Here is a 25,489-nt window from a genome sequence, read left to right as displayed (position 1 = left end):
ATAGGAGGATGTATATATGTAGAGTGAATAAAAGGTTGGAAAAGGGGATCCAAGTCCTTTTATTCAACTAACTACCTTAATAAATTGGAACCCAGCCTTCAGTTGTAACAAAAATACGAATAGCTACAACTTGACGATCATCTTGCAAGGTAAAATAATGTCTTGCATTTTCAGGAACAGATATGAGATCGCCTGGCTCCAGTTCAACGTCAAAGAATTTTCCATCTTTTCCTTCAATGGCAAAGATGCCATGCCCACTAACAATAAAGCGAACTTCATCATCAGTATGATGGTGTTCTTTTTGGAAATTAATTAATAATTCGTCAAGGTTAGGTGTGCTATTTGAAAGGGAAATTACATCATGTGCTTTATAACCTCGGCGCGCTGAAACATCAGCGATTTCATTTGAAAACACAGCTAATATTTCAGCTTTGTTTTCATCTGTTAACGAATAATTTTCATGTAAATGAGTAGGAAGATGAGCGATATTCCATCTCTCATATAAAACACCTTCCTCTTGTAGAAATTTACATACTTCCACTTCATTTTCGATGCGAGTATTTACTTCATGAATACGAATTTGCGCCATTAGAAACGCCTCCTTGAATTGATAATAGTTTTATATGAAATTGGAATAAAAACTCATAAGCTTCTAATCTTTTCTTTGTATCAAAGCTATCACGGCCCCATACGGTAATACCGTGGTTACGGATTAATACTGCTCCAGAATCTCCTTGTATATGCTTGCGGAAGTTTTCACCAAGCGTTGGGATATGGGCATGGTTTTCGATAATAGGAATGCGAATTGTTGCGCCTTCTTCCCAAATATCGAGAGCTTTAATAATTTCTTGATTTTGAAGGGTGACTGCATCACTATATAAATTTGTGATGACATTATTATCAGTTGTATGAACATGAAGTACGCACCCGGCATTCGTATTGTTATAAATATGTGTATGTAATATTGTTTCTGCTGAAGGGCGTAATTCAGTCTCTAATACGGGAACCCCTAGATGATCTACTAATAGAAAATCATCTGGAGTAGTTTTTGTTTTATCTTTACCACTTGCTGTAATAAGAAAAGTAAGTGGCTCATGACTAACCTTTATAGAAATATTACCACTCGTTGCTGGAAACCAATTTCGTATTGTTAACTCTTTTTTTATCTCGCTTAAGTCATACCACTGACGAAAAAGTTGTTTCATGATTTCACCTCCAACAAATGTTTTAATTCAGTTTGAACATCATGGAATGTTTCAAACGGTGTATAAGCAATAGCATTCTCTTCACACTTTGTAATAAGGAAGTCACGAGCAAATACTTTATCTGCTTGTTTCGCAGCTTGTAAATCAGTAATTGAATCTCCAATCACAATATGGAAGTCATTCGAGTCACTTAATTTACGAATTAACGATGATTTGCATAATCCGCAATGATTTTGACAATGGTGATCACAAGGATGAGGCCACTTAACGGTAATGAATTCACGTGAAAAGTCTGTTTCATTACAGTAAATTTTCTCTTTTGGAATGATTTCTTGTAAGAGTGGATAGACGAAGAAGTCCATTCCACCTGATATAACGTAAAAAGAAATGTTATTTTCATTTACAAATTGTATAAATTCATGAAAGCCACTACGGATTTCAGCAGTTTCTATTAAAAATTGAATCATATCATCGTGTAGACTAGTAGGTATTAATTGAAATAATTGAGAAACACCTTCTTGAATAGACAACGCTTGTGATAAAATTCTATTCTTTACTTCTTCCGCTTCTGGTGGCGCAAATTTTTCCATAATGGACATAATGTTATCATTATTTGTAATCGTGCCATCGAAATCACAAAATACTTGAATACTCATAATTTCACCCCATGAGAAGGGTTTCCCCATATTTGTAGTGCACTATGCAAATTTATATCATCCACTTCATGGAGTGGTGTATTTTGCAAAGTAGCATCAATTGCAGTACGGAAAGCTTTACCACCGCCTTGCGCCCCGCTTGGATGTCCATGTATCCCGCCGCCAGCATTAATAACAACATCTTTACCAAAATCTCGTAAAATAAAGGGAACGAAACCAGGGTGAATACCAGCAGACGGAACAGAAAAACTCTTCTTGAAAAATGGATCGTCTGCAGTTAAATATTTTGAGATAGCAAGAGCTTCCTCTTTTTCTAGTGCAACACTTCCGTATGGAGATGGGAATAATGAAAAGTCAGCCCCAGCATAACGTAATAGCTTTCCGAGTAATAATGGAGATGAAACACCATATAACTTGGATGCTGAGTAAGCGCCACTTACAGCAGGGTGTGCCATAATAGGAACTGGGATTTCATCATCTTCTGCTAGTGATTGTAGGACATCTAGTCCGTAAGCAAATACGTTAAATAATAGAATGTCAGCTCCAGCGTGCACAGCGCGTTTCGCATTTTCTTTTAAATCAAAAGTTCGACCTGTTAAATTTACGGCATATAACGTTTTATGACCGTATGTTTCATATACGGATTGTAAAACTTCTTTTCCAGATACAATGCGTTTCGTAAGTGGTGTTAATGTATTCTCAAATAATATTTCATCATCCTTTACGATATCTACACCACCAATTGCTTGATCACGTAATTGCGTTTTTAAATACCCAATATTTCGTCCAATCATTCCCTTAAAAATGCTCATTAAAAGGGGACGTTCATGCACTTGTAAAAGATTTCGAATACCATCTATACCGAACTTTGGACCAGGGAAATACTTTTTTAACTCGTCTGAAAAGGTTAAGTCAATTAACTTCACTTCGCCATCAAGTGATAGCTTTCCGAATGTAGTTGTTAAAATTGCTGGTAAGTCTGGACTGAAGTTTAATAACGGATATTTAATTTTAATAATCCCGCGTTTAACTTTTTTACGTAAATACGAATTGGTATGTTCGTGTTCAGTTAATTCTTCAACATGAATGACGTTGCCTTTATGCTGTTTTAATTGTTCTTGCAATAAGTGTGGCAAATGAGTCCAAGAGCCAATTGTTAAACCGAGTGCAATTTGCTCGGCCTTTTTTTCTAAATTATGTGAATCATCATGGATTAAATACGTTGCTATAATTCCGCTCATTGTTAAAACCTCCTAGTTAAATAAAAAAACCTCTCAGCTAAGGAGAGGTTTTTTTACAACCAGCTCCTTATCTGTCAGCATAACGCTGCGAGAATTAGCACCGTGTCTACAATTGTAGATCGGTTGCCGGGTTTCGTCGGGCTCGTCCCTCCACCTGCTCTTGATAAGAAGTATTTAGAAATGTTCAAATTTTTAAGATAACTGAATTTTGTCAGATATTTTTCGTGTTGTCAATTACTTTTTGAAAAAATTTAATTTATCAATTCGATTAATGGCTTCTCGTAATCTATCTTCGGTATGTAAGAGACCAACACGGACATACCCTTCGCCATGTTCACCAAATCCAACACCAGGGGCAACTGCAACGTGTGCTTTTTCTAGTAAAATATCAGAAAATTGCTCAGAGGTATAATCTTCTGGTACAGGAAGCCATGCAAAGAATGATCCTGTTGGAATGTCTACATCCCAACCAATTGAGTGACAAGCTGAAATAAGAGCGTTTCTGCGAGATTCGTAACTATTTACAAGGTCTACGACGCAAGATTGTGAACTTAATAGTGCTTCACGGGCAGCATCTTGAACTGCACCAAAAATACTAACATACATATGATCTTGTAATAAGTTAATTGTTTCAATGACACTTGCATTTCCCACAGCAAAAGCAATACGCCATCCAGCCATATTGAAAGTTTTTGATAAAGTGTAAATTTCAATACCTGTATCTTTAGCACCGTCTGCTTGCAAGAAACTAACAGGCTTTTGACCATCGAATCCAATCGCACCGTAAGCAAAATCATGAACGACTAATATATTATGTTCATTAGCAAAATGAATCGTTTCATCAAAGAAATCTTTTGATGCAGTAGCACCAGTAGGATTGTTTGGATAATTTAAAAACATTAACTTTGCACGTTCAGCGATAGTGTCATCAATTTTCGTATAATCTGGTAAAAAATTATTTTCTGCAAGTAGCGGCATTGTTTCAAAATGTGCTTTTGCTAAAGCAACCCCCGATAAATAATCTGGATATCCTGGATCTGGAACGAGAATGGTATCGCCAGGGTTTGTAAAACAAATTGGTAATTCTACTAATCCGGCCTTTCCGCCAAACAAAATAGCAACTTCTGTTTTTGGATTTAATTCTACGCCGTATTCACGATTATAGAATGTTGCCACAGCTTCTTTTAAACTTTCATGTCCACGAAATGGCGGATATTTATGATGAATGGCCTTTTCAGCAGCGTCTTGCAAAGCTTTTACTATATGCTGCGGTGTTGGTTGATCTGGATTACCTTGTCCTAGATTAATAACATCGTGACCTGCTGCAACGACTTTGTTAACTTTTGCAACAAGTGAAGCGAAAAATTGTGTTGGCAATGATGTTACTATCTCAGAAGGTTGAAATAATTTCATACTTTCCACCTCTTTTGAAAGTTGTTACAATTCTAGTGACAAATGATATAATCTTTCCAGTATTTTGTAAAGAAAAAATTAAGAATGGGGCTGACAAAATGAAAGTCGCATGTATTCAAATGGATATTGTCTTTGGAGATGTAGAAAAAAATATTGAAAATGCTAAAAATAAAATAAGTGAAGCGATGAAAGAAAGACCAGATGTGATTGTCTTACCAGAACTGTGGACAACAGGATATGATTTAACTAGGCTTTCTGAAATTGCAGATAGGGATGGATTAGAAACGAAAGAAAAGCTGAAAGAGTGGTCAAAACAATATGGTGTACATATTGTCGGTGGCTCTATAGCGAAGCAAACAGATCAAGGTGTTACAAATACAATGTATGTAGTAACTAATAAAGGTCAGCTAGTCAATGAATACAGCAAAGTGCACTTATTTCAGCTCATGGATGAACATAAATATTTAATCGCTGGAAATAGTACAGGCGAATTTAAGTTAGATAATATAGAGTGTGCTGGTACAATTTGTTATGATATTCGTTTTCCGGAGTGGATGCGTGTTCATACTGCTAAAGGTGCAAAAGTTCTATTTGTTGTAGCAGAATGGCCATTAGTTCGTTTAGCACATTGGCGTTTGCTATTGCTAGCAAGAGCAGTTGAAAATCAGTGTTATGTTGTTGCATGTAATAGGGCAGGAAAGGATCCGAATAATGAGTTTGCGGGTCATTCTTTAATTATCGATCCTTGGGGTGAAGTTGTTGTAGAAGCGAATGAAGAAGAATCAATTTTATTTGGAGAGCTTCATTTTGAGAAAATTAAAGAAGTACGCAAAGGAATTCCAGTTTTTGCAGATCGTCGTCCAGAATTATACAAATAAAATGTTGACAAGTGATTTTTATTCTTGGTATAGTCTTCAACATAAAGTTAAAAATTCAAAAAATTATACAACTCTTATCAAGAGCAGGTGGAGGGATTTGGCCCGATGAAGCCCAGCAACCGACCGTAATACCATTGTGAAATGGGGCGTTTATTTACGCCAAAAGGCACGGTGCTAATTCCAGCAGAAAGTAAAACTTTCTGGCAGATAAGAGGGGAGAAGATAAACTTCAAACCTCTTTCTTTGTGGAAAGAGGTTTTTCTATTTTAGAAAAACCTCTGAATAAAAAGGGGGAGAAGACGATGGGATATTATTCATTAACTGAAACGACAGCTATACAATATGCGAAAGAACACGATTATTTTGAAAAGAAAGCAAATGTAGTTTGTCATGAAATTGGAGATGGCAATTTAAATTACGTGTTCAAATTAGATGATGGAGAGAAGTCTATTATAATAAAACAAGCACTGCCATATGCGAAAGTAGTTGGTGAGAGCTGGCCATTGTCTATAAAAAGAGCGACGATTGAAAGTAAAGCATTACAAATTTTTGCGAAGTATGTGCCGGAATATGTGCCGGTAGTGTACAGTCATGATGAAGAGTTAGCAGTAACAGTTATAGAAGATTTATCAAGACTAACAATTACAAGAAAAGGATTTATAGATGGAGAGGAGTACCCACTTTTATCCCAACATATCGGTCGTTTTCTAGCACATGTGTTGTTTTATACTTCAGATTTCGGGTTAGAGTCAGAAGAGAAAAGGGTACTAGAAGGTGCATTTGTAAACCCAGACCTTTGCAAAATTACAGAAGATTTAGTGTTTACAGATCCGTTTGGCCATTACGATACGAATGATTATGAACCAGATTTGCAGCTAGCTGTAGATGAACTATGGAGTGACAAAACTGTCAAATTAAAAGTGGCACAGTATAAATATAAATTTTTAACGAGAAAAGAAGCACTTATTCATGGAGATTTACATACGGGAAGTATTTTTTCATCACCTTCTGAAACGAAAGTGATTGATCCAGAATTTGCAACATATGGTCCATTTGGATTCGATCTTGGGCAATTTATTGCAAATTTATTATTAAATGCGTTATCACGTGAAGAGGCAAAAAGAAATGTGCTATTTTTCCATATTGAAAAAACATGGAGTTATTTTGTAGAAACTTTTACGAAGTTATGGATTGGAGAAGGTGTAGAAGCATATACGAAAGAGAAACAATGGTTGCCAATTATTTTGCAAAATATTTTTACGGATGCCGTTGGATTCGCTGGATGTGAGCTTATCCGTAGAACGATTGGCTTAGCGCATGTAGCTGATTTAGATGAAATAGCAAATAAAGAAACGAGAATTCAAGCTAAGAAACAAGCGTTATCCTTAGGTAAAGAACTAATAAAATATGAATCTAAGAACGCTGATATTCAACTGTTCCGAACACTATTCCAACAGACAGTTTCTGGAGGGGTAAAAGCATGAGTACAATTGTTACTATTCCGAGGTCTGTTAGTTGGAAAGGGGATGCTATTGCAGTATTAAATCAAACAAAGTTGCCACACAGTACAGAATACAAAACATTAACGACGATTGAAGAGGTATGGAAAAGTATTATCATGCTAGAAGTAAGAGGGGCACCTGCAATTGGAATTGTAGCTGCATTTGGTTTGGCGCTTGCATCCCAAAAATATAACACTGTACATATTGAAGAATTTCAAAAGAAGTTTAATAGAGATTGTAATTATTTAGGAACGTCACGCCCAACAGCAGTCAATTTATTTTGGGCAATCGATCGTATGAGAGAATCTATTCGAGAAATTACTACAATAAAAGAAGCACAAAAAAAATTAGAAGAAGAAGCGCTTCTCATTCAGCAAGAAGATGAAGCCGTATGCCGGAGTATTGGAGAACATGCATTAACATGTTTTAAAGACGATGATAACATTTTAACAATTTGTAACGCTGGCAGTATTGCAACTGCTAGATATGGTACTGCATTAGCACCGTTTTATATTGGGAAAGAAAAAGGTGTACGTTTACATGCGTATGCGTGTGAAACGAGACCGGTTTTACAAGGTGGGCGTTTAACAACCTGGGAATTAAAACAGGCAAATATTGATGTAACACTTATTACAGATAATACGGCAGCTCATGCTATTCAAACGAAAGAAATAAACGCGATTATAGTAGGAGCGGACCGAATTGTCGCAAATGGAGATACAGCAAATAAAATTGGAACAATGAATTTAGCTATATTAGCAAAGTATTTTGATATCCCGTTCTATGTTGCAGCTCCGCTATCGACATTTGATATTACGAAACAAACAGGTAGTGAAATTGTTATTGAAGAAAGAGATGAAACAGAAGTTACGAAAATTTTTGGAAAACAAGTGGCGCCAATTGGAACTGATGTTTATAATCCTGCATTTGACGTAACGCCGAATGAATTAATTACAGGTATTATTACCGAGAAAGGTATTATACGAGGAGATTATGAACAGGAAATTGCATCATTATTTGAAAGACAAGCTAATACATAATAGCTTGTCTTTTTATGCCTAAATGTTTTCTTTTCTCTTATTTATATAATGAAAGGAGGAGAGAAAGATGGAAGAGTGGATCAGGATGGTAGGTAATGTAGGTTTTCCAATTGTTGTAACATTATATTTACTTCATCGTATTGAAAGCAAATTAGATGGGGTAATTGTTGCGATCGAGAAACTCCCTAAACAATTACTAAAGTAGGAAGGTCCTCACGATAGAAAGTAAAATAAAGTTTGCTCTTCGGGAGCAAACTTTATTTTTATTGAGCGGTATAACCACCATCGATAACGACAGCTTGACCAGTTATACCTTTCGCCTTTTCGCTCGCTAAAAACATAGCATAATCAGCGATTTCTTGTACTTGCAATAAGCGTTTTTGTGGTACAAGTGGATAAATAACATCTTCTAAAACATTTTCAAGTGGTACATTTCGTGTAGTCGCTAAATCTTGTAGTTGATTACGTACAAGAGGGGTATCCACATAACCAGGGCAAAGCGCATTAACGGTAATTCCGTGAGTAGCGCCTTCTAAAGCGGCGACTTTTGTTAATCCAATTACGCCATGTTTTGCGCTATTGTAGGCTGATTTCCCTGCAAATCCAACGAGGCCATTAATGGAGGCTACATTAATAATTCGGCCATACTTTTGTTTTTTCATAATTGGGAAGGCATGCTTAATTGCGATAAAAGGAGCGATTTGCATAATTTTAATAAGTTGTTCAAACTTTTCGGTTGGAAAATCTTCAATTGGTGAAACGTGCTGCATTCCTGCGTTATTAATTAATATATGTAATGAACCGAAATGATTAACCGTTTGAGAAATTGCAGCTGTAATTTCTTCTTCAGATGTAACATCACATTTTAAACCGATAGCTTGATAGCCTTCTTTTTGTAATTGGTCAGCAGCTTCTTTTGCACGTTCTTCAAGACGATCGGTAATCACAACTTTTGCACCTTCTTTTGCAAAAGCGTTTCCCATTTCATAACCAATACCACTTGCAGCACCTGTTAAAAAGACAACACGATTTGTAACCATGGTGAAAAACATCCCTTCGTAATAAAGTTCTCATATTGCTCTATTTAGAGGGCGGATAATAAAATTCCTGCAAAGATTTGGAAAAATATTGTTAGCTATCTTGTTTTGCAAAATAGTCTCTGCTATACTATTTTGTAAAGCAAGATACTTACGCTTATCTATCTTGTAAAACAAGATAGTGGGAGGATTCGAATTATGTCGACAAGTCAAATGCTGAAAGGGATTTTAGAAGGATGCTTACTTGCTATTATTTCTGAAGGTGAAATATACGGTTATGAAATGAGTGAAAAGCTAGCGAAGTATGGCTTTACAATGGCGAGTGAGGGAAGTATTTATCCGTTATTAATACGAATGCAAAAGGAAGGATTAATAACAAGTGTAATGAAGGAATCTCCATCTGGCCCAAAGCGAAAATATTATACATTAACAGAAAAAGGCGAGGAAGCACTTAATGAATTTATGGATCGCTGGGAAGCGATGCAAAGTAGTGTAGAGCGTCTACTTGAGGGGAAGGGGAGAAAAAAATAATGCTATCAAATGAAGCACGAAAGTTTTTATTAGATATGAGATTATTTTTAGTGGCAAAGGGTGTGAAAGAAAGCGATATTGAAAATTTTATAGAAGATGCAGAACTTCATTTAATCGAGGGTGAGAGTGATGGGAAAAGTGTAGAAGATATTTTTGGAAGCTCACCGAAAGAATATGCAAATGAACTTGTAAAAGTAATGGAAAAGGATAGACAGGAAACGTGGAAGCAAATTGGTTTTACAGTAATGAATATCGTATCGTTTTGGATCATTGCTTCTATCTTAATAGTGAATAACGGAATGTTACAGATATCAATTATTCAGTGCGTGGGGTATAGTTTGTCATTGATTTTAGTTGTTATGGGTCCTAATTTTCTACTTCGTAAAATGACCTTCGTAACAAGCTTTACAAAAACGTGGTTTTCTATGTGGTTTTTAGTTATGGTTGCGCCAATGTTTTTAATAGGAGTTGTTACGATATTAGATGTGATTTATCCTACAAAAATGTTTACATTCACCCAAACGCAAAGTTATATATTAGCTGGAGCTATTTTTATTATTACAATAGCAATAAATATATATTTTGAAGGATGGTTTAAAAACTTATATTTAATCATTCCACTTTCAATTATGTTACTGTTTAAAACATTTACTTCGGAAGATCTCATGCCAATATTATTTCAAATTATATGTTTATACGGAAGTTTGTTTATTTTAATTTTCCTTGAAATTATGTTGAAGACGAATAGAAGAGAAACGGTTAAATAAGGGAGGGGTTATCATGCAGATTTCTAAAGAGGGAGAAAAGTTTTTAATCGATACGAAAGTGTATTTAATAACAAAAGGAATGAAAGAGGAAGATGTGGACGCCTTTCTAGAAGATGCAGAACTTCATTTAATAGAAGGCGAGAAAGAGGGAAAGACGGTAAAGGATATATTTGGTGATTCACCAAAAGAGTATGCGGAAGAATTAGCGAAAGAGATGGAAAAGGATAAAGGCGGGAGTATAAAGAGTATTCTTGCGATGATAATTGGTATTGGCGGATATTGGCTACTAACTAATATATTATTTGAAAATCCTAATCATGAATTTACATTAACAAATGTACAGTTGATTGGGTATCCAATTGTTTTAATGATTACTATTGTGGGGACTATATTTGCTTTTAAAATGTCTTCATTTAAGAGCAAAATAAAAGAATTTAGCATTATTTATGTAGCATCTTTGCTACCAATTTTATTACTAGTATTATTAATGTTTATGAATAAATGGTACGGGACACCTGTATTACAATTAACTACTATGCAAAGTTATATACTAGCTGGAATTGTCTTATTAGTGTTGTTAATTGGTGAAGCGTACATACTTGGATGGATTGGAATATTAGCTGTTATCGTACCGCTAGTCATTATGTTTCTATTTAAAGCGTTAGGAGAGAAAAATCCATACTGGGGAATGTTAGAATCTGTACTTCTGTACGGAAGTTTATATGTATTAATGCGATGGTCTTTAAAAAATGAGGAGAAAAAAACTGTAAGCTAGCTTTATATTAATAGTGAACGAATTGAATTTTTTTATTATAGGAAAAGGGCTGCTCTGGATATACAAAAAATTATTTCCAAAGAAATACTATATTTTGATTTTTAGAGGGATTCGGTTTAGATGTGTAGTGTATCCTTTGCAGCCGTGCTTTCGTTTGTTAATTGGAATAAGTTGTTTTTAAACAGTAACATGACGGTTACTGTTTTTTTCTTTGTAATAAAGAACTTTGTAAAGAGAGTGTTTTTTGTTCGTTCGTTAATAGGGACTGAATATGGACATTTTCAGGGTGCGGGACTATTGGATACATAAGATTTGATGGAGAAGGATGGTGCTCCGAGCCAGTTGGGGAATGAGGATCTGCGTGAGTAAGTTTTCCATGAATACGTCTTGTAAATAAAATATGACCGATTTCATGAGCGAGCGTATATATATTTTTCATAGGAGCAGCCGAATTTGTTAAAACGATATAACCAGTAAGTTGCTGTTGTTTTGCTAAAGAGTAAGCGCAGGCAATTACTGCTGTTTCTTTGAAATAATCACTGCCAATATAACAAATGTAAAGGTCGCATTCAGGAGCTTCATTTACACACGTTTGGAAAAAGGATGCTAATTTTTCCTGACTTTGAATAGAATTTTTATAACTAATTTCACGGTCAGAAAAACGAAAAAGTTCATTTAAAATAATTACGTCTTTAATTTGAAATGTAATCGGGTGCCAAATTGACTCTGCAACTGCTAAATCTTTTGCGATACGGTCATCAGAAATATCGGCGCCTGGAGTAATGCAAATACATATATTGACGTATGGATCCATAAGGAACACCTCAACTGAAAAAATTCTTCTTATAATATATGTTGGGAAAAGACCCGATGTATGGATAAACGCCTTATTTATTACAAGTCGAAAAAATTTCATAGTTCTATAACGTAGTGTGATCATCTTTTTGATATAGTAAAGAAAAGGGGGAGAATATATGTATACATTAAAAATCGTTTCAGACAGAGAAGCTCTTTATCAATTTGCAAGTTATGTAAGAGTTGTACAAGGGGTTGAAGATGTATATGTAGAGGTGGGAGAACCTTTATATGAACATCCATTAATGAAGTTTTATGTACATATTAAGCTGGAGGAAACATATGAGCAACATAAAGCGTTACAAGAAATAGCAAGATTAGTAGAGTTAGGACGTTTTACATATGTTCATTATCGTAATGATGAAATTGAAGAAGCTTTTGAAGCTGTAAAATATGAAAGTTTTAAGAAATAAGGATGAAAAAGGGAGGCGAAAGCTTCCTTTTTTTTCTTGGAAATTACATCAACAAAAGGAGAAAAATTTTGTTATGATAAGGGAGGGTGAGGAAAGGAGAGTTTACATAATGGGGTATATTGAAGAGTTACGCAAAGTCGTTGGGACAAGACCACTTATTCTCGTTGGATCAGCAATAATTATACTAAATGATAATCAAGAAGTATTGCTTCAATATCGTTCAGATACATATGATTGGGGTGTACCTGGCGGTGCGATGGAGCTAGGAGAAACGACAGAAGAAACTGCTCGCCGAGAATTATTTGAGGAGACGGGATTAACTGCAAAAATAATGCAATTTCTAGGTGTCTTATCAGGAAAAGAAGTATATTTCCGTTATCCTAATGGGGATGAAATTTTTAATGTTATTCATCTGTATCAGGGGCATCATGTGAGTGGAGAATTAAGGCTTGATCATGAGGGATTGAAGCTTCAATATTTTCAGGTAGATAAGTTACCAAAATTGAATGAAACGACAGAGAAAATTTTACAAAAATTTTTATATGCATTAACAGAATAGAAGGTTAATTCCTTCTATTTTTATTATATTAAATATTTTGATTTTTTAGTATGTTTATAGTATGATAGATGTAGACATACATCTTATGGAATTTCACCTAAAAACTGACTAGGGTACATAAGAGAGGGGCAAGTGCAAAATGCATAATGTTGTTATTACAGCTGCAGTTCGTTCGCCAATTGGAACTTTTGGAGGAGCGCTAAAAAATGTAACGCCAGTAGAATTAGCGGTTCCTGTACTTCAGGAAGCTGTAAAACGAGGCGGGGTAGAACCACACGAAGTTGATGAAGTAATTTTAGGTCATTGTATTCAAAGAACTGATGAAGCAAATACTGCAAGAACAGCTGCATTAGCGGCAGGATTTCCTGACACAGTTACGGGTTATACAATCCAACGCCAATGTTCTTCAGGTATGCAAGCAATTATGTCAGCTGCAATGCAAATTCAATTAGGTGTAAGTGATGTTGTTATTGCAGGTGGAGTAGAAGCAATGAGTTCAAGCCCTTATGCATTAAAACAGCACCGCTGGGGACAACGTCTACAGCACGGAGAAATTCGTGATACGGTGTGGGAAGTATTAGAAGATCCGATTCACCATATTATGATGGGTGAAACAGCTGAAAATCTAGTTGACCAATATGAAATTACAAGAGAGGAACAAGATGAAGTTGCGCTTCGTAGCCATACATTGGCACTGCAAGCAATTGAGTCTGGATACTTTGACGATCAAATTGTTCCTATTACGATAAAAGAACGTAGAAAAGAAGTAGTATTTTCGAAGGATGAACATCCACGTGCAGATATTACAGCGGAAAAATTAGCAGGATTAAAACCAGCTTTCCGCAAAGACGGATCAGTAACTGCAGGGAATGCATCTGGCCTGAATGACGGAAGTGCGGTTCTAGTATTAATGAGCGAAGAAAAAGCGAAAGAAAAAGGCTTACAACCGTTAGCTAGAATTGTTGGATACTCAGTAGCTGGAGTAGATCCGAAAATTATGGGTATTGGACCAGCACCAGCAATTCGTAAAGGATTAGAAAAAGTAGATTGGTCATTAGAAGATGCTGATTTACTGGAAATCAATGAAGCTTTCGCGGCTCAATACTTAGCTGTAGAGAAAGAATTAGGTTTAGACCGTGAAAAAGTGAATGTAAACGGTAGTGGTGTAGGACTTGGACATCCAATCGGTTGTACAGGAGCTCGTATTACGGTAAGTTTAATTCATGAATTGAAGAGACGCGGGTTAGAAAAAGGAATTGCCTCTCTATGCGTCGGCGGCGGTATTGGGGTAGCGTTATTTATAGAAGCACTATAAAAAAGAAGCAGCGATTGCTGCTTCTTTTTTACGATTCAAATAGATGCTGGAATAGTCGATCACGGTTTTCAAAGAACAGTTTCATCGTTTGATAATGCTCAGTGTCTTCTAATGTGGATTCATGAATCCCTTCTTGTGTTAAAGAGTATATAGTAGATTCAGGATAAGCCATTAAAATAGGAGAATGCGTCGCAATAACAAATTGTGAACCTTGTTCCGCTAGTTCGTGCATTCGAATGAGCATGGAAAGTTGTCTCATTGGTGATAGAGCGGCCTCAGGCTCATCTAAAATGTATAAACCTTGTCCTGAAAAACGATTCATAAATAAGGAGAAAAATGATTCACCGTGTGATTGTTTGTGGAGTGAGGTACCGCCATATGAGTCAATAATTGGATTTCCGCGTGCTTCTAGATCGGCATCCATTTCATCAATATAAGAAGCAACGTTATAAAATGATTCAGCGCGAAGAAAGAAACCGTCGCTGGGTGTATTGAAACTTTTGGAAATTCGCAGGTATTCATGTAAAGATGAATGTGAATCGTTTGTACTAAAGCGAAAATTCTTCGTTCCACCTTCTGCATTAAATCCTAAGGCAATAGCAATTGCTTCGAGTAATGTTGATTTACCGGTTCCGTTTTCTCCAATAATGAATGTTACATTTGGATGAAAAGCTAGAGATTGTAATGTTCGGATAGCGGGTAAACAGTAAGGATATGCGGAAAAACTAGGGATATTTTCTTTTTTTAATGTGACATTTTTTAAAAAGGGTACGTCAATCAATATATAAACCTCAATTCATAACGGATTTTGATTCTAAAAAAGCAGCAAATACAAGTGTAAGACAACTTGCGAATAAAATTGTATATTGAAGTGCACCAAAAACGATACCTTCCCAGCCAAAAGACATTCTCTTCCATATGAAAATAAAAAGAACGCTTATAAAACCAACGAGAGCAGGCATATATTTTATCCCGCTTTAATGGGCAGTAAGACCCCCACCTCAAAATTCAGCGAAAGCAAGGAAGTTAGATGGGGGATCAACTGCCCATAAAAGTCAGATTGGTTCAACTAATAATCAGTGGGGGATGAAGAAAACCCCCACTGATTAAAGTTTCACTTTATAATTTTGTAGTGCTTCCATAGAAAGAAGCCAATGTATGTACATAAAAAAGATAAACAGAACAAGAAAAAAGACAAGTGTTAATGACACGTGAACCCCTCCTTATTTTCTGAATATTTCATGTGGATTATAACATGTAAACTACCATATTCCAATGTGAAAATAAATATTGCATCAAGATCAATTCTCTCGTTATGATAGATGGTATCCTATTGAAGATTTGAAAAGGAGTTAAAACATGCCGTTTACATTTGCACATCCAGCAGCAATTCTTCCTTTGGTGAAAAAGCGTTCTCAATATGTTTCAGTAACGGCTCTTATATTAGGGAGTATGGCGCCTGATTTTGAATATTTTTTACACTTTAGACCGTATGGTGTTATTGGCCATACATGGCTTGGGTTCTTATATTTAAATTTACCGCTTGTATTTCTACTCGCATACATATATCATTACATTTTAAAAAAGCCGTTTATAACACATTTACCTAAACCGTTTGCTGGCTACTATACATATGCAGTAGATGAGAGGTGGGGGCTTCATACATGGAAGGATTTCTTTGTATTTTGCTATTCCGCTTTATTTGGTATGCTCACGCATGTCGTTTGGGATGCGTTTACTCATCATACAGGCTACTTTGTTATGAAAATAGCATTGTTACAAAGAGAATTACATAGTATTCCAATGTATAAATACATGCAACACGGAAGTACATGTGTAGGTTTATTATTACTATTATACGTACTATGGAAGTATAAAGATGAAACAGGGAAAGATATTATGATAGCTTCAGAAAAAAGGAAGTATTGGGTTTCGTCAATCATTGTCGCAGCTCTAGTATTTATCGTTCATGCGTTTATAGATCCCTATTTTCATATTTTCCAAATAGGAGGTATAATAGTATCTGGACTGACAAGTTCGTTTTGTGGACTTCTCATTGTTTCTATAGTTTACAAAGCAAGGGACTAATTTACATTACTGAATGATAGTGTTAGGAGAAATTATATGATGAAAGCATGGAAAAGTATTTTTGTTTTATGTAGTTTTCTTCTTATGTTAAGTGGTTGCTTCCATCAAGAAGAAAAGAAAGCTGAACCGAAGAAGAAAGAATCTATTCCTGAAACAAAAGAATATGGTGGGCGTGAGCTGAAAAAAGTAGGACAAAAAGTGAAAGAAACAGGATGGGGTACTTTTAAATTAGAACAGATCCATTCTGTGAATCAAACATTTGAAGTAGCACCAATGAAAATTCACGTACAAGATGTGAAAGTAATCTCTTTATCGCAGATGAGTAAAGATGCAAAAAATACATTAAAAGTATATACGGCATTAACTCCTGAAGAAGTAAAGCGTAGATTAGGAGATAAAGTAAGTCAAGAAGATGCGGAGTTATATGCATCGATCAGTGGTACTGAGATTAGTGATACGATTCGTTACGTTGAAATTACATATAAGGTGGAAAATAGCGGGAATAAAAATATGCAATTTTTCTCTATGAATGATGTTACGATTAATGATAAGCAACATTTTAAAGTAGCAACTCAAAACTTTTTATATGATGAAGATACGCTCGTTGGTACAAAAAATGTATCAAGAGAAGACTATAAGCCTGGTGAAACAAGAGATGGTATTATCGGCTTAATACTTGATGATGGAAAAGAAAAGGTAAAGGATATTAAGTTTACAACAGATAATGTAATCGCAGCAGATATAGAAACGCAAGATGTTGTAAAAGAGCCACAAACTTTTAACATCTCACTTTCTGAGTAAGAGTTTTTTAAAAATATGTAAGAAAAAACAGTCAGCGCTCAAACAACTATGCTGACTGTTTTTTCTGTTCTTTTATGTATGAATCTACACTTTGAAAAGGTACCTTAATTTTAAACGCATCTTTTTGTTCATTAAATTGCTTTTCATTATACGGGCCAAACCGTTTATTATGCTTTACGTCGATAATCCAATAATACTCACTTTTTTTATTTGCAATTGCCCCGTCAGGGTTATTCGGATCTGATTTTTCCTCAATTTGTTTTGCAATAATGTATTTATCATCCCAAGCTATGTCTGTAAGTTTTGCAGGAATGTATTGTGTAGCATATACAGCATCTTGCGATGGGAAAAGTTCAAATGCATTTCCAGAAGTACGTATGAGTTCGTATTCATCGTTAATCGTATAAGTTATATGATTTGTATTTCCAGCACAACCGGCTAATAGGAATGCGACGAATAGGATTATCCATTTTTTCAATATGGGAACCTCCTTTATAATGCTGTTGTAACACATTGTACAAGAAAAGTAAGAGAAACGCTAGTTTACAATGTTTTTTAGAAGTGGTACGATGAGACGGGTAAAGAAGGATATGAAGGAGTCGACATAAAATGAAGTTAAAGATGCATCGTCCAGCGCTTGTAATGAATCGCATAGGTGCTTCCCTAATTGACATGTTTTTAATCTCGGTTATGTATGGTGCAGTAGTAGCTATTATGACCGGAAATTATAGTGCTATTTTTAATCGCTTTAATATTAGTTTTGGTGATTATAGATATGATCTCGCAGTAGTTTTTATATTAATGGCGATATATTTTATTTTGGTACCCTTTATTTGGAACGGTGTTACACTTGGTAAAAAGGTAACGAGAATAAAATTAATTTCATTGAAGAGTGAAAAATTAACATTACAAACATTAATTATAAGATTTTTTGTATTGTTATTACCGAACATATTGCTACTTGGAATTCCGATATTATGTAACGTATATATGATGTTATTCCGCAAAGATAATTGTGGTTTTCAAGATTTAATTACAAAAACAAAAGTGATAAGTCTTGTATAATAAAACAGAGACCTTTTTATACATAAAATAAGAGGGTCTTTTTTTATTATTCAAATATATTTTAAAGGATATATAATAAGAAAAAGTTAATCCATATCATTTTCGGTTTTAATAGATTGAAAATTAAGAAAATGTTATAATAATTAAAATAATATCTTTATATAATAAGGGGGAAATTGAAATGACTGGAGGTAGCGTAATCTTTTGGGGGATTTTAATTTTCATCGGTTTAGTTTTTGATCAGCGTAATAGTAAGAAAAAAGAAGAAACAAAAAAGTAAACGTTTACAAACGAATGAGCAACTTTTCTTGCTTGCAGACTAATCTTATAAAGCAGTATACTGAATAACGGTAAGACTTATAGAAGGGGTAATGAAAATGAAGCTTGCAGGAAAAGTTGCTATCGTAACTGGCGGTGGCATCGGTATTGGACGTAATACAGCTCTTTTGTTGGCTAAACAAGGCGCAAAAGTAATTGTGACGGACATTGATCAAGAAAGTGGACAAGCAACAGTGGAGGAAATTACGAATCTAGGCGGAGAAGCACTTTTTGTATCCTATGATATGGAAAAGCAAGGAGATTGGCAACGCGTTATCAGTGTTACTTTGAATGCATTCAGTCGCATTGATATGCTTTTTCAAAATGCTGGTTTATATAAAATAGATTCTATTTTTTCTCGCCAACAAGAGAACGATTCCAATGTACTTTGTATTAATGACGTTTGGATAGAGATAAAACAATTAACGTCATCTTTTATGAAACAGCAAGAAGAAGTGGTGCTGAGTGACTTACCGATTTTCGGTATTATTGGCACGAAAGGACAATCATTTCATACAGTAGAAGCCCTCGTATAATAATGAAAACCGCCCTCAAAATATGTGGACGGTTTTTTTGTATCTTATATAGTAGAAAGTTATTTTTTAACGAATACGTTGCTCAGTTTGGTTATCAAAGAAATGCGCTTTATTCATATCCAATGCTAGTTTAATTTCGTCACCAGGTGAAAATGTATGTCTTGCATCAACACGTGCTGCAAAATCTTGATCTCCAAGTTTCATATATAAAATAGATTCAGCACCAAGTAACTCAGCAACTTCGATTTTTGTTTTGAAAGTAGTAGATTGAGAAGCTTCTAAAAATAAGAGTTCATCATGAATGTCTTCAGGGCGAATGCCTAAAACAATTTCCTTATTTACATAGCCTTGTTCACGTAACATCTTCATTTTTCCTTCAGATACTTTGAGCTTTATTGTATTGTCTATAACGAAATCGTTTTCAGTTAATTTACCACGGAAGAAATTCATCGCTGGAGAGCCGATAAATCCACCAACGAAAATATTTTCAGGTGTTTCATATACTTCTTTTGGAGTTCCGATTTGTTGAATCTTTCCGTCTTTCATAACAACAAGGCGTGAAGCCATTGTCATTGCTTCTGTTTGATCATGTGTTACGTAAATTGTTGTCGTTCCAAGACGGTGGTGTAATTTAGAAATTTCTGAGCGCATTGCAACACGTAATTTCGCGTCTAAGTTAGATAAAGGCTCATCCATTAAGAAAACTTTCGCGTCTCGAACAATTGCTCTACCTAACGCAACACGTTGACGTTGTCCACCAGATAACGCTTTCGGTTTTCTATCTAAATATTGTTCCAGTCCTAAAATTTTTGCCGCATCTTTCACACGACGATCGATTTCATCTTTTGGTATTTTTCTAAGTTTTAATCCAAATGCCATATTATCATACACACTCATATGTGGATATAGAGCATAGTTTTGGAAGACCATTGCGATATCGCGATCTTTTGGAGGGACATCATTCATCAGCTTACCATCAATTGAAAACTCTCCTTTTGAAATATCTTCAAGCCCAGCCACCATTCGTAATGTTGTAGATTTTCCGCATCCAGAAGGACCGACAAATACGATAAACTCTTTATCTTGAATGTGTAAATTGAAGTCTGTTACAGCTGTTACGTTATTATCATATATTTTATAAATGTTTTCTAATTTCAGTTCTGCCATGGTATTTCCCCCTAGAAATAATTATGCAAACGTTTTCTTTGAGTTCATTATAAACTAATAGATTTAAAAAATAAACAAAAAAATAAAACGTTTTCATTTGTTAGAGGAATATTAGTAATTTTCATATGTTTTCTTAGAAAAAATATGAACAAAAGTTGTAAGCGCTATTTTAAATTAAGATAGAATCTGTTATCATTCATTAATGAAAACGTTTGCGCCTTAAAAAAGAAAATCGAATTATTAATGAAATGGGGTAGCATAATGGAAAAACAGTGGTGGAAAGAAAGTGTAGTATATCAAATTTATCCTCGTAGCTTTATGGATAGTAACGGTGATGGTATTGGTGATCTTCGTGGTATTATTTCAAAGTTAGATTACTTAAAAGAATTAGGGATTGATGTCATTTGGTTATCGCCAGTCTATGAATCTCCAAATGATGATAATGGTTATGATATAAGTGATTATTGTAAAATTATGAATGAGTTCGGAACGATGGAAGATTGGGATGAGCTATTACATGAAATGCATGAACGTAATATGAAACTTATGATGGACTTAGTTGTTAATCATACTTCTGATGAACATAATTGGTTTATTGAATCACGTAAATCAAAAGATAATAAATATAGAGATTACTATATATGGCGTCCTGGAAAAGAAGGAAAAGAGCCGAACAACTGGGGAGCAGCTTTTAGTGGATCAGCATGGAAGTATGATGAAATGACAGATGAATATTATTTACATCTGTTTTCTAAAAAACAGCCGGATTTAAATTGGGATAATGAAAAGGTAAGACAAGATGTTTATGGAATGATGAAGTTTTGGTTAGAAAAAGGAATTGATGGCTTCCGTATGGATGTTATTAATTTTATTTCTAAAGAAGAGGGCTTACCAGCTGTTGAAACAGAAGAAGAGGGATATGTTTCAGGTCATAAGCATTTTATGAACGGTCCAAACATTCATAAATATTTACATGAAATGAATGAAGAAGTATTGTCTCATTATGATATTATGACGGTTGGTGAAATGCCTGGTGTAACGACAGAAGAGGCGAAAATGTACACTGGGGAAGAACGAAAAGAACTGCAGATGGTATTCCAATTTGAACATATGGATTTAGATTCAGGAGAAGGCGGAAAATGGGATGTAAAACCATGCTCACTCCTTACTTTAAAAGAGAATTTAACGAAATGGCAAAAAGCATTAGAGCATACTGGATGGAATAGCCTGTATTGGAATAACCATGACCAGCCTCGCGTTGTATCTCGTTTTGGTAATGATGAAATGTATCGCATTGAATCTGCTAAAATGTTAGCGACGGTACTTCATATGATGAAAGGAACACCGTATATTTATCAAGGAGAAGAAATCGGAATGACAAACGTTCGATTTGAATCGATTGATGAATATCGAGATATTGAAACATTAAATATGTATAAGGAAAAAGTGATAGAGCGCGGTGAAGATATAGATAAAGTGATGCAGTCTATTTATATAAAAGGCCGAGATAATGCTAGAACACCGATGCAGTGGGACGATCAGAATCATGCTGGATTCACAACAGGTGAGCCTTGGATTACGGTAAACCCTAACTATAAAGAAATCAATGTGAAACAAGCGATCCAAAATAAAGATTCAATTTTTTATTACTATAAAAAATTAATTGAGTTACGTAAAAATAATGAGATTATTGTGTATGGATCATATGATTTAATATTAGAGAATAACCCTTCTATTTTTGCATACGTAAGAACATATGGAGAAGAAAAACTTCTTGTCATTGCAAACTTTACGGCGGAAGAATGTGTATTTGAATTGCCTGAGGACATTAAGTATAGTGAAGCAGAGTTATTCATACACAATTACGACGTAGAGAATGGATCGATAGATAAAATGACATTACGTCCGTATGAAGCGATGGTATTTAAATTAAAATGGTAATAAAAAATCCTTATACCACTTGGTATAAGGATTTTTTATTACCATTTTAAGATTGAGAATCCATATGGAGGAAGTGTAACTTGTAATGCATTTGCTTCCGCTGAAAATTCTTCGTTTGTATAAATGTTAATGATTTTCTTTCCGGTAACATGGAGAGGGAGTGAAGCAGTAACTTCACTATCAGTCGGATTTAAAACGAAAAAGATAGTTTCATCTTTATATGTTTTCGTATAAGAAATATAATTATGTTCATCATTTGCTTCGATGAATTGGAAAGTACCATGTCCTCCAAATGCTTTATATTGCTTTCGTAATGAAATTAATGTTTGTATATGTGTAAATAATAGATGATCTTGTTCTTTCGTATCCCAAATCATACATTTGCGGCAAGCTGGATCCATACCGCCGTCCATACCAATTTCGTCTCCATAATAAATACAAGGAGAGCCGATGAAAGAAAGGTGGAATACATAAAGTAACTTTAATTTATTTTTATCTCCGTTACATGTTGTCAATATTCTTGGTGTATCATGGCTGTCTAATAAATGAAACGCTGCTTCATTTACATTCATAGAGTAGGAATGGAGAGATTCTGTAATTTGTTTCATAAATTCATTTGCTTTAATGGAATCGTTAGCAAAGTAAGAAAGTAGAGCGTTTGTAACAGGATAGCTCATTACAGCATCAAATTGATCTCCTTGTAGCCATGGAAGTGCATCGTGCCAAATTTCTCCTAAAATATATACTTCAGGATTTAATGTCTTTATCTCACTTCGGAATTCTCTCCAAAAACTGTGATCGACTTCATTTGCTACATCAAGGCGCCAACCGTCTATATTGAATTCTCTTACCCAGTAACGCCCAACTTCAAGTAAGTATTCTTTTACATCCGGGTGTGCTGTATTTAATTTAGGCATATACGGTGTAAACGCGAAAGTATCGTAATTCGGAAGTGGCTCAGTTCTAATTGGAAATTCATGAATATGGAACCACTCTTTATAAGCAGACTTCTCACCGTTTTCTAGCACGTCTTGGAATTTATCGAAAAAGTATCCACTATGATTAAACACGGCATCGAGCATTACTTTTATACCGTGTGTATGACATGCCTGAACGAGTTCTTTGAACGTTTCTTTCGTCCCGAATTGCGGATCGATTTCCATGTAGTCAATTGTGTCATATTTATGGTTTGAATGTGCTTTGAAAATAGGTGTGAAGTATATCCCTGAAATTCCAAGCTTCACAAGGTAATCAAGGTTTTGAATAATACCAGCAAAATCTCCACCGAAAAAATTAGTTGGAGTTGGCTCAGCACAGCCCCAAGGAAGAGTGTTTTCTGGATTTAGTGCAGGATCACCATTCGCGAACCGTTCTGGGAAAATTTGATACCAAACGGTTTCTTTAATCCAAGAAGGTGCTTTGAATACATCATTTGCATGAATAAATGGAAAACAGAAAAAGTTACCAACGTCATCATTTGGAATGGTAGAGAAAAATCCGCGTTCTGAATAAATAAGCGTTTCTGTATCATTTTTTAATTCGAATCCATAACGTAAGCGCTTAAATTTCGGTTCGATAGAAATGGACCAATAATCAAACAATGCGGTAGAACCAGTTTTTTTCATCGGTGTATTTGATGTAATCCATTTCCCGTCTTTCCAGTCATAAGGATCACCGTAAATAAGAGTGGCGCTTTGAATATCGTCTCTTTGAGTACGTATTCGGATGTGAATCGTTTTTTCATCGTAAGCGTATGCGTAATTATCTTTTGGCCTATGATAAATGGCTTCTTTAAGCATATAGAAAATCCCCCTTTAATATCTCCATACTTATTGTTCCCTTACGTGTAATAATAAAGCATATGTTGCAAACGATTGCCTTTTGCATAGCTTTAATATTGCTTATAAGAGTAGTATTCATTTCATATAAAGTCAATGTATAAGGAGTATAGTAATAATATTTTAAAAATTAATATTTGCAAAATGAATAAAAGAATGTATAATGATAGACAAATAGCGCAAACGTTTTCATAGATTGAGATATTGTTTGCGCTTCTATTAAACTATTCAATGCAAACGTTTTCAAATAGTAAGGTACATATATAACTTAGGGAGGTTTTTGGGATGAAGAAAGCATTATCATTATTAACGATTTCAGCATTATCAATTGGTATGTTATCTGCATGTGGACCGAAAGATTCAGGGAAGAAAGAAGAAAGTAAAGCAAAGAAAGATTACGATCTTCTCGTTTGGGAAGATGATAAAAAAGGTGTTGCTTTAGAACCAGCAGTGAAAAGTTTTGAGGAAAAATATAAAGTAAAAGTAAAAGTTGTTGAAATGCAAATGACAGATCAAGTGAAGAAGTTACGCCTTGATGGACCAGCGGGGACTGGACCAGATGTTGTAACATTGCCACATGATCAAATCGGAAACGCAGTAACAGAAGGTTTACTTTCAGAAGTGAAAGCTGATGATGCTGTAAAGAGTAAATTTACTGATTCATCAATAGCAGCACAGACATATAACGGGAAATTATATGGTTTACCAAAAGCAATTGAGACACCAATCTTTATTTACAATAAAAAATTAATGCCAAAAGCACCAGAAACGATGGACGAGCTGTTTAACTTCTCGAAAGAATTTACGAAGGATGGCAAGTACGGATTTTTAACACTAGGAGATAACTTCTACTTTGCTAATGCATTCATGGCAGGTATGGGTGGCTATGTGTTTGGTGAAAAAGATGGAAAGCCAAATGCAAGTGATGTTGGATTAAATAATAGCGGAGCAGTACAAGGTGCGGAATACCTTCAAAAATGGTACAAAGAAAAGTTATTCCCGAAAGGTATTATCGGTGAATCTGGTGGACCTGCTGCTGATGGACTATTTAACGAAGGAAAAGCAGCATCTATCATGAACGGACCTTGGGCGTTCCAAGCGATGGAAAAGAACGGAATTGATTATGGTGTTGCTCCAATGCCTAAATTACCAAATGGTCAACCAATGAAAACGTTTGTTGGGGTTAAAGGATGGCATGTAACAAGTTTCTCTAAACAAAATGATTTAGCTACAAAGTTCACTGAATGGGTAACGAATGAAGAAAACGCAAAAATTCGATTTGAGAAAACAAAAGAAATTCCTCCAGTAAAATCAGTAATGGAAGATCCAATTATTAAAGATAATGAAGCTGCAAAAGCAGTTGCAACGCAATCTGAAAATGGAATTCCAATGCCAAACATTCCAGAAATGCAAGAAGTATGGAAACCAGCTGGAGATGCGCTTCAATTAGTTGTTACGGAGAAAGAGGCACCAAAAGCAGCACTTGATAATGCAGTGAAGCAAATTAAAGGTAATATTGAGGCAAATCATAGTAAGCAAAAATAAGGT

28 protein-coding genes, 2 pseudogenes and 2 riboswitches are annotated in these 25,489 nt (G+C 35.0%); of the genes and pseudogenes, 18 read left to right on the top strand and 12 right to left on the bottom strand.

Going from position 1 to position 25,489, the window contains the following annotated elements; genetic code table 11:
* Positions 1–76 precede the first annotated feature (76 nt).
* The 5 genes from MR115_RS04745 to MR115_RS04725 all read right to left on the bottom strand — a co-directional run bounded on the left by MR115_RS04745 (position 77) and on the right by MR115_RS04725 (position 4,515).
* Entirely contained in the window at positions 77–589 is a 513-nt protein-coding gene (locus MR115_RS04745) for a 1,2-dihydroxy-3-keto-5-methylthiopentene dioxygenase (protein ID WP_242240200.1), read from the bottom strand.
* A complete protein-coding gene (locus MR115_RS04740) occupies positions 567–1,205 on the bottom strand; it encodes a methylthioribulose 1-phosphate dehydratase (RefSeq protein WP_242240198.1) in 639 nt (212 codons plus the stop codon). Before MR115_RS04740 ends, MR115_RS04745 begins: the two co-directional genes overlap by 23 nt.
* On the bottom strand, positions 1,202–1,861 hold the full coding sequence (locus MR115_RS04735) for a 2-hydroxy-3-keto-5-methylthiopentenyl-1-phosphate phosphatase (protein ID WP_242240195.1): 660 nt from the start codon (positions 1,859–1,861) through the stop codon (positions 1,202–1,204). The genes MR115_RS04740 and MR115_RS04735 overlap by 4 nt, the downstream gene beginning before the upstream one ends.
* The gene (gene mtnW, locus MR115_RS04730; RefSeq protein ID WP_242240193.1) at positions 1,858–3,102 is read right to left on the bottom strand and encodes a 2,3-diketo-5-methylthiopentyl-1-phosphate enolase; all 1,245 of its coding nucleotides are present in this window, start codon (positions 3,100–3,102) and stop codon (positions 1,858–1,860) included. The genes MR115_RS04735 and mtnW overlap by 4 nt, the downstream gene beginning before the upstream one ends.
* 64 nt (positions 3,103–3,166) lie before the next feature.
* Positions 3,167–3,272, bottom strand: a riboswitch (SAM riboswitch).
* Positions 3,273–3,336: 64 nt separating this feature from the next.
* The gene (locus MR115_RS04725; RefSeq protein ID WP_242240192.1) at positions 3,337–4,515 is read right to left on the bottom strand and encodes a pyridoxal phosphate-dependent aminotransferase; all 1,179 of its coding nucleotides are present in this window, start codon (positions 4,513–4,515) and stop codon (positions 3,337–3,339) included.
* Between the two features lie 14 nt (positions 4,516–4,529).
* On the opposite strand from MR115_RS04725, the gene MR115_RS04720 reads away from it, so the two are divergent.
* The 4 genes from MR115_RS04720 to MR115_RS04705 all read left to right on the top strand — a co-directional run bounded on the left by MR115_RS04720 (position 4,530) and on the right by MR115_RS04705 (position 8,140).
* Positions 4,530–5,393 carry a carbon-nitrogen family hydrolase gene (locus MR115_RS04720; protein ID WP_242240612.1) on the top strand — a complete coding sequence of 288 codons (864 nt, stop codon included), beginning with the start codon at positions 4,530–4,532 and terminating at the stop codon, positions 5,391–5,393.
* A gap of 71 nt (positions 5,394–5,464) precedes the next feature.
* A riboswitch (SAM riboswitch) is annotated at positions 5,465–5,607 on the top strand.
* 88 nt (positions 5,608–5,695) lie between these two features.
* The gene (gene mtnK / locus MR115_RS04715) at positions 5,696–6,877 is read left to right on the top strand and encodes an S-methyl-5-thioribose kinase (RefSeq protein ID WP_242240190.1); all 1,182 of its coding nucleotides are present in this window, start codon (positions 5,696–5,698) and stop codon (positions 6,875–6,877) included.
* Positions 6,874–7,935 (top strand): S-methyl-5-thioribose-1-phosphate isomerase, encoded by a 1,062-nt coding sequence (gene mtnA / locus MR115_RS04710; protein ID WP_242240189.1) that lies wholly within the window; start codon positions 6,874–6,876, stop codon positions 7,933–7,935. The genes mtnK and mtnA overlap by 4 nt, the downstream gene beginning before the upstream one ends.
* 67 nt (positions 7,936–8,002) lie before the next feature.
* Positions 8,003–8,140 (top strand): YvrJ family protein, encoded by a 138-nt coding sequence (locus tag MR115_RS04705; protein ID WP_000393345.1) that lies wholly within the window; start codon positions 8,003–8,005, stop codon positions 8,138–8,140.
* 58 nt (positions 8,141–8,198) lie between these two features.
* Here MR115_RS04705 and MR115_RS04700 read toward each other — a convergent pair whose 3' ends face one another.
* Complete coding sequence (locus tag MR115_RS04700) at positions 8,199–8,975, bottom strand: 3-hydroxybutyrate dehydrogenase (RefSeq protein ID WP_098585020.1); 777 nt, start codon at positions 8,973–8,975, stop codon at positions 8,199–8,201.
* 195 nt (positions 8,976–9,170) lie between these two features.
* Here MR115_RS04700 and MR115_RS04695 point away from each other — a divergent pair, with 195 nt between their 5' ends.
* The 4 genes and pseudogenes from MR115_RS04695 to MR115_RS04680 all read left to right on the top strand — a co-directional run.
* On the top strand, positions 9,171–9,503 hold the full coding sequence (locus tag MR115_RS04695) for a PadR family transcriptional regulator (RefSeq protein ID WP_000107987.1): 333 nt from the start codon (positions 9,171–9,173) through the stop codon (positions 9,501–9,503).
* Entirely contained in the window at positions 9,503–10,270 is a 768-nt protein-coding gene (locus MR115_RS04690) for a DUF1129 domain-containing protein (protein ID WP_242240187.1), read from the top strand. The genes MR115_RS04695 and MR115_RS04690 overlap by 1 nt, the downstream gene beginning before the upstream one ends.
* 13 nt (positions 10,271–10,283) lie before the next feature.
* Complete coding sequence (locus MR115_RS04685; RefSeq protein ID WP_242240185.1) at positions 10,284–11,045, top strand: DUF1129 domain-containing protein; 762 nt, start codon at positions 10,284–10,286, stop codon at positions 11,043–11,045.
* Positions 11,046–11,067: 22 nt separating this feature from the next.
* Positions 11,068–11,163: pseudogene (locus MR115_RS04680) on the top strand (DNA-binding protein); the annotation flags it as partial.
* A 78-nt stretch (positions 11,164–11,241) separates the two neighbouring features.
* Here MR115_RS04680 and MR115_RS04675 read toward each other — a convergent pair.
* Complete coding sequence (locus MR115_RS04675; RefSeq protein ID WP_061680444.1) at positions 11,242–11,859, bottom strand: ImmA/IrrE family metallo-endopeptidase; 618 nt, start codon at positions 11,857–11,859, stop codon at positions 11,242–11,244.
* A 160-nt stretch (positions 11,860–12,019) separates the two neighbouring features.
* Here MR115_RS04675 and MR115_RS04670 point away from each other — a divergent pair, with 160 nt between their 5' ends.
* From MR115_RS04670 to MR115_RS04660, 3 genes are all read left to right on the top strand, one after another.
* Positions 12,020–12,313, top strand: a complete 294-nt coding sequence (locus MR115_RS04670; RefSeq protein WP_000288327.1) for a DUF3928 family protein — start codon at positions 12,020–12,022, stop codon at positions 12,311–12,313.
* Between the two features lie 109 nt (positions 12,314–12,422).
* Positions 12,423–12,872, top strand: coding sequence for an NUDIX hydrolase (locus MR115_RS04665; RefSeq protein WP_063263325.1), 450 nt, complete (start codon positions 12,423–12,425; stop codon positions 12,870–12,872).
* A 139-nt stretch (positions 12,873–13,011) separates the two neighbouring features.
* On the top strand, positions 13,012–14,187 hold the full coding sequence (locus tag MR115_RS04660) for an acetyl-CoA C-acetyltransferase (protein ID WP_063223112.1): 1,176 nt from the start codon (positions 13,012–13,014) through the stop codon (positions 14,185–14,187).
* Between the two features lie 28 nt (positions 14,188–14,215).
* On the opposite strand, the gene MR115_RS04655 is transcribed toward MR115_RS04660, so the two are convergent.
* Both MR115_RS04655 and MR115_RS04650 read right to left on the bottom strand, forming a co-directional pair.
* Entirely contained in the window at positions 14,216–14,968 is a 753-nt protein-coding gene (locus MR115_RS04655; RefSeq protein WP_242240183.1) for an AAA family ATPase, read from the bottom strand.
* A gap of 10 nt (positions 14,969–14,978) precedes the next feature.
* Positions 14,979–15,158: pseudogene (locus MR115_RS04650) on the bottom strand (hypothetical protein); the annotation flags it as partial.
* Positions 15,159–15,546: 388 nt separating this feature from the next.
* Here MR115_RS04650 and MR115_RS04645 point away from each other — a divergent pair.
* Together MR115_RS04645 and MR115_RS04640 are read left to right on the top strand one after the other, a co-directional pair.
* The gene (locus tag MR115_RS04645) at positions 15,547–16,275 is read left to right on the top strand and encodes a DUF4184 family protein (protein ID WP_242240173.1); all 729 of its coding nucleotides are present in this window, start codon (positions 15,547–15,549) and stop codon (positions 16,273–16,275) included.
* A gap of 36 nt (positions 16,276–16,311) precedes the next feature.
* A complete protein-coding gene (locus MR115_RS04640) occupies positions 16,312–17,076 on the top strand; it encodes a hypothetical protein (protein ID WP_242240170.1) in 765 nt (254 codons plus the stop codon).
* Positions 17,077–17,122: 46 nt separating this feature from the next.
* Here the strand turns inward: MR115_RS04640 and MR115_RS04635 are convergent, their stop codons facing one another.
* On the bottom strand, positions 17,123–17,554 hold the full coding sequence (locus tag MR115_RS04635; protein ID WP_242240167.1) for a DUF3997 domain-containing protein: 432 nt from the start codon (positions 17,552–17,554) through the stop codon (positions 17,123–17,125).
* Between the two features lie 131 nt (positions 17,555–17,685).
* Here MR115_RS04635 and MR115_RS04630 point away from each other — a divergent pair, with 131 nt between their 5' ends.
* From MR115_RS04630 to MR115_RS04620, 3 genes are all read left to right on the top strand, one after another.
* Positions 17,686–18,141 (top strand): RDD family protein, encoded by a 456-nt coding sequence (locus MR115_RS04630; RefSeq protein ID WP_000769076.1) that lies wholly within the window; start codon positions 17,686–17,688, stop codon positions 18,139–18,141.
* A 181-nt stretch (positions 18,142–18,322) separates the two neighbouring features.
* The gene (locus MR115_RS04625; protein ID WP_132131154.1) at positions 18,323–18,421 is read left to right on the top strand and encodes a flagellar motor protein; all 99 of its coding nucleotides are present in this window, start codon (positions 18,323–18,325) and stop codon (positions 18,419–18,421) included.
* A 64-nt stretch (positions 18,422–18,485) separates the two neighbouring features.
* Positions 18,486–18,995, top strand: coding sequence for an SDR family NAD(P)-dependent oxidoreductase (locus MR115_RS04620; protein WP_000218421.1), 510 nt, complete (start codon positions 18,486–18,488; stop codon positions 18,993–18,995).
* Between the two features lie 66 nt (positions 18,996–19,061).
* On the opposite strand, the gene MR115_RS04615 is transcribed toward MR115_RS04620, so the two are convergent.
* Positions 19,062–20,162: an ABC transporter ATP-binding protein gene (locus MR115_RS04615; protein ID WP_098764838.1), complete on the bottom strand. Its 1,101-nt coding sequence runs from the start codon at positions 20,160–20,162 to the stop codon at positions 19,062–19,064.
* Positions 20,163–20,423: 261 nt separating this feature from the next.
* Here MR115_RS04615 and malL point away from each other — a divergent pair, with 261 nt between their 5' ends.
* A complete protein-coding gene (malL, locus tag MR115_RS04610) occupies positions 20,424–22,103 on the top strand; it encodes an oligo-1,6-glucosidase (protein ID WP_242240163.1) in 1,680 nt (559 codons plus the stop codon).
* A gap of 38 nt (positions 22,104–22,141) precedes the next feature.
* On the opposite strand, the gene MR115_RS04605 is transcribed toward malL, so the two are convergent.
* The gene (locus MR115_RS04605) at positions 22,142–23,902 is read right to left on the bottom strand and encodes an alpha-glycosidase (RefSeq protein ID WP_242240160.1); all 1,761 of its coding nucleotides are present in this window, start codon (positions 23,900–23,902) and stop codon (positions 22,142–22,144) included.
* A gap of 324 nt (positions 23,903–24,226) precedes the next feature.
* Here MR115_RS04605 and MR115_RS04600 point away from each other — a divergent pair, with 324 nt between their 5' ends.
* A complete protein-coding gene (locus tag MR115_RS04600) occupies positions 24,227–25,486 on the top strand; it encodes an extracellular solute-binding protein (protein WP_063260482.1) in 1,260 nt (419 codons plus the stop codon).
* The last annotated feature ends 3 nt before the right edge of the window (positions 25,487–25,489 follow it).

This window comes from Bacillus cereus group sp. BfR-BA-01309 (genome assembly GCF_022664315.1).
Classification (GTDB): Bacteria; Bacillota; Bacilli; order Bacillales; family Bacillaceae_G; genus Bacillus_A; species Bacillus_A mobilis.
The sequence above is the reverse complement of the archived record's forward strand: the minus strand, read 5'-3'. Positions and strand labels throughout refer to the sequence as shown.